3 protein-coding genes, 2 tRNA genes and 1 pseudogene are annotated in these 4,066 nt (G+C 65.2%); all 6 read left to right on the forward strand.

The window, feature by feature from the left end; all coding sequences use genetic code 11:
* The first annotated feature begins 21 nt into the window (after nt 1–21).
* The 6 genes and pseudogenes from L8U60_RS10630 (at nt 22) to L8U60_RS10655 (ending at nt 4,007) form a co-directional block, all read left to right on the forward strand.
* The gene (locus L8U60_RS10630; RefSeq protein ID WP_269966343.1) at nt 22–1,722 is read left to right on the forward strand and encodes a long-chain-fatty-acid--CoA ligase; all 1,701 of its coding nucleotides are present in this window, start codon (nt 22–24) and stop codon (nt 1,720–1,722) included.
* A gap of 3 nt (nt 1,723–1,725) precedes the next feature.
* Nucleotides 1,726–2,491 (forward strand): annotated as a pseudogene (gene zupT / locus L8U60_RS10635) (zinc transporter ZupT).
* A gap of 9 nt (nt 2,492–2,500) precedes the next feature.
* Nucleotides 2,501–3,349, forward strand: coding sequence for an SDR family oxidoreductase (locus L8U60_RS10640; protein WP_269966342.1), 849 nt, complete (start codon nt 2,501–2,503; stop codon nt 3,347–3,349).
* A 29-nt stretch (nt 3,350–3,378) separates the two neighbouring features.
* Entirely contained in the window at nt 3,379–3,780 is a 402-nt protein-coding gene (locus L8U60_RS10645) for a YccF domain-containing protein (RefSeq protein ID WP_269966344.1), read from the forward strand.
* A 76-nt stretch (nt 3,781–3,856) separates the two neighbouring features.
* Nucleotides 3,857–3,932: transfer RNA gene (locus L8U60_RS10650), tRNA-Glu, on the forward strand.
* Between the two features lies 1 nt (nt 3,933).
* Nucleotides 3,934–4,007, forward strand: a tRNA-Asp gene (locus tag L8U60_RS10655).
* Nucleotides 4,008–4,066: the final 59 nt, after the last annotated feature.

The raw sequence follows: 4,066 nt of genomic DNA on the forward strand, positions 1-4,066 counted from the left end.
AAGGGGCGTATCGTTGCGGCTATGGCTGCACACCCTGATAAACCCTGGCTGAAGTACTACCCCGAGTGGACTGCCCACTCCCTTGATTACGGGGATGAGACGCTCGACGACATCTACCAGGCCAACCTGGCCAAGAACTCCGCCAAGCCTGCCACGCGCTTCTTCGGCAAGGGGCAGACCTACGGGGAGCTTGACGACCAGGTCCGCGCAGCGGCAGCGGGTCTGCAGAAGCTCGGTGTGGGCAAAGGGGACCGGGTTGCCATCTTGCTGCCGAACTGCCCGCAGCACGTTGCCGCCTTCTTCGCGGTACAGAAGCTTGGCGCCGTCGTGGTGGAGCACAACCCGCTCTACACCGCCAATGAGCTGCGCCCACAGTTCATCGACCACGGTGCCAAAGTGGCCATCGTGTGGGACAAGATTGCCGACACGGTGCAGAAGCTGAAGAAGGACACGCCGCTCGGAACAGTCGTCAGCGTGGACATGACCAAGGCCATGCCCGCTACCAAGCGCCTGGCGCTGCGCCTGCCCATCAAGAAGGTCAAGGAGGCCCGCGCCGCACTCACCGGTCCATCCACGGGCACGCTGCCGTGGGAGAACCTGCTTGGGGTGGGGGCGGGGGAGGCGCTGGGGGCGCAGACAAGCAATGCCGATGACCCCGCGCTCATCTTGTACACCTCGGGCACGACGGGTGCCCCGAAGGGCGCTGTGCTCACGCACCGTAATCTGCTGGCCAACCCGCAGCAGGGCGTAGCGTGGGTGAAGGACCTGCAGAAACCCGGGCAGCGGATGCTGGCCACTCTGCCGTTCTTCCACGCGTATGGCCTGACGTTCTCGCTCACGCTCACGCTGCTCATCGGCTCCGAGCTGATTTTGCTGCCGGCGCCGCAGATGGAGCTGATCATGAGCGAGATGAAAAAGAAGAACCCGCCCACCTTCGTGCCGGGTGTGCCCACGGTGTTTGAGCGCATCGTGGAGACCGCCAAGGAAGAGGGGGTGGACCTGTCCGCCGTTCAGACCGGTTTCTCTGGCGCCTCGTCCCTGCCAGCGGAGGTCATTGAGGGCTGGGAGGAGCTCACCGGCGGCCGCCTCGTGGAGGGGTATGGGCTGACGGAGACCTCGCCGATCCTCATTGGTAACCCCGCCAGCGACGACCGTCGCCCCGGCTACATCGGTGTGCCGTTCCCGGACACGGAGATCCGCATTGCCAACCCGGAGAATCTCGACGAGGACATGCCGTACGGCGAGCCCGGCGAGATCCTGGCCAAGGGGCCGCAGGTCTTCGGCGGCTACCTGAATAACCCCGAGGCCACGGAGAAGGCCTTTCACGACGGCTGGTTCCGCACCGGCGACATGGGTGTGATGGGGGAGGACGGGTTTGTGAAGCTGGTCAGCCGCATCAAGGAGCTCATCATCACCGGTGGCTTCAATGTGTACCCCGCCGAGGTGGAGGAGACGCTGCGCCGCCACCCGGACATCGTGGAGGTCGCCGTGGTGGGCCGCCCGCGCACCGATGGGTCGGAGGACGTCGTCGCGTGCGTGGTGCTCGGCGAGGGCACCAAGCTCGACCCGGATGGCCTGAAGGACTTCGCGCGCGAGAACCTGACGCGTTACAAGGTGCCGCGCACGTTCTACCACTTCGAAGCGCTGCCAACGGACCAGCTGGGCAAGATCCGCCGCCGCGAGGTGCGTGACGTGTTGCTCGCCCGACTCGAGCAGAATTAACGCATGGTCGCATTCGTCATCTGCGCTCTCGCAGGCTTATCGACGGCCCTTGGCGGCCTCATCGTCGCCCTCCAACGCCACCCCCAGCGAACGCTTCTTAGCGGCCGCCCTCGGGTTCTCTGCCGGCGTGATGTTGTACATCTCCTTGGTGGAGTTGCTGCCCGCGGGTGTCGACGGCCTGGAGGACGCTGGAGTGTCTGGTGCCGAGGTATGGGGGCCAGTGGCGTTCTTTGCTGGGGTGCTGCTCATCGCGGTGATTGACCGCTTCGTGCCAGAGGAGATCAACCCCCACGAGGAGCCCAGCGCCACAGGGGGAGCGCGGATGCGGAAGGTGGGGGTGATGACGGCCCTAGCCATCGCCATCCACAACTTCCCCGAAGGCTTTGCCACCTTCTTCGTGGCTTTGCAGGACGCGTCGTTGGCGCTGCCGTTGGCTGTGGCCATTGCGATCCACAACGTGCCCGAAGGCATCGCCGTGGCCGTCCCGCTGCGCGAAGCCACCGGGAAGAAGTGGGCTGCCGCCGGATGGGCCGCGCTCTCCGGACTGGCGGAACCCGCCGGCGCCGTCATTGGTTACCTGTTCCTCCGTCCCTTCCTTGGCCCTGCGTCTTTGGGCATCACGTTTGCCGTGATCGCCGGCATCATGGTCTTTGTCAGCCTGGATAAGCTGCTGCCTACCGCGATTGCTACCGGCCGCCACCACGCCGCCGTCTACGGAGTTATCGGCGGAATGGCCGTTATGGCTGTGAGTCTTGTTTTGCTCACCTAAGATTCGGGCATGGGAATCACACGACTTTTTTCCACCCCGCAGCTTCCACCCGTAGGCGCCGGCGACCTCGCCGTCGTCACCGGCGCCACCTCCGGTATCGGGGAGGCCACTGCCCGGCTCCTCGTGGAGGAGGGCTTTCGGGTGGTGGGGACGACGAGGAGGCCGGAGGGCGTCGATAAGCGCATTGAGGGCGTGACATACGTGGGCCTTGACCTCGGGGACCCGGCGTCGATTGAGGCGTGCGCGGCCGAGATTTTGGCGTTGGGCACGCCCGCGGTGCTGGTGAATAATGCCGGCGAATCGCAGTCCGGGCCGTTTGAGGAGCTTCCCCGAGACGCGCTGGAGCGGCTTTTCCAAGTCAACGTGATCGGGCATGTGGACCTCACACAACGCCTCCTGCCAGCCATGCGTGCGGCAGGGCGCGGACGCGTCGTGATGGTCGGCTCCATGCTGGGCAGCTTCCCGCTCGGCTTTCGCTCGTCCTACGTCGCGTCGAAGGCCGCCATCAAAGGATTTGCCTCCGCCGCCCGCCGCGAGGTCGCCCCGTTTGGCATTGGCTTCACGACGCTCGAGCCCGGCTCCATCGCCACCGGCCTCTCCGCCCGCCGCACCACATACGTCGACGAGTCGGGGCCGTACGCTGCTGAATTCGGGCGGATGCTGCGGCGGCTGAACCGCAACGAGTCTCGTGGCATCAGCGCCGAACGGGTCGCGCGCGAGGTGCTCCGGCCCATTCGCGCAGCGCGTCCTCGGCCGCACTACGCGGTGGGGTCGATGGCGCCCGTCGCGTTTGCGCTGTCGCGCGTTGTGCCGCAACAGGTGATGCTCAACGTGATTTCCGCGAAGCACGACCTGTAGGGGGCACCTATGCTTGGCGTATGGCACTCATTCGACTGATTCTCAACATCATCTGGCTCGTCACCGCCGGGGTATGGCTCTTCCTCGGCTACGTCCTGGCGGGCGTGGTGGCGTGCCTGCTCATCGTGACCATCCCGTTCGGACTGGCCTCCTTCCGCATCGCCGGCTTTGTTCTGTGGCCGTTCGGGCGCGAAGTCGTGGACACCGGCCGCGGTGGGGGACTGAGCGTGATTGGCAACGTCATCTGGTTCATTGTCGCGGGACTGTGGCTCGCTGTGGGGCACATCGTGACAGCTGCAGCGCAGGCCATCACCATCATTGGCCTGCCTCTGGCATGGGCTAACCTCAAGCTCATCCCAGTGACCTGCTTCCCGTTTGGCAAGACTGTGGTGGATTCCGCCGACTCGCGCTTCCTTCCCATCGCCCGCTAATCGAACGTTTTGCCCTAGTAACCAGCCCGTTTGGAGCTACGGCCGCGCCGGGCTTATGATAGGCGAGCTGTCTAGCGCCCCCATCGTCTAGAGGCCTAGGACTCCGCCCTTTCACGGCGGCAACACGGGTTCGAATCCCGTTGGGGGTACCAAGGCCCTGTGGCGCAGTTGGTTAGCGCGCCGCCCTGTCACGGCGGAGGTCGCGGGTTCAAGTCCCGTCAGGGTCGCAGCAGAAGGTCCGAGCGAAAAGCTCGGGCCTTCACTTTTTTCGTTTCGTAGGGAACCG

It is taken from the genome of Corynebacterium meitnerae (assembly GCF_027570075.1).
Classification (GTDB): domain Bacteria; phylum Actinomycetota; class Actinomycetes; order Mycobacteriales; family Mycobacteriaceae; genus Corynebacterium; species Corynebacterium meitnerae.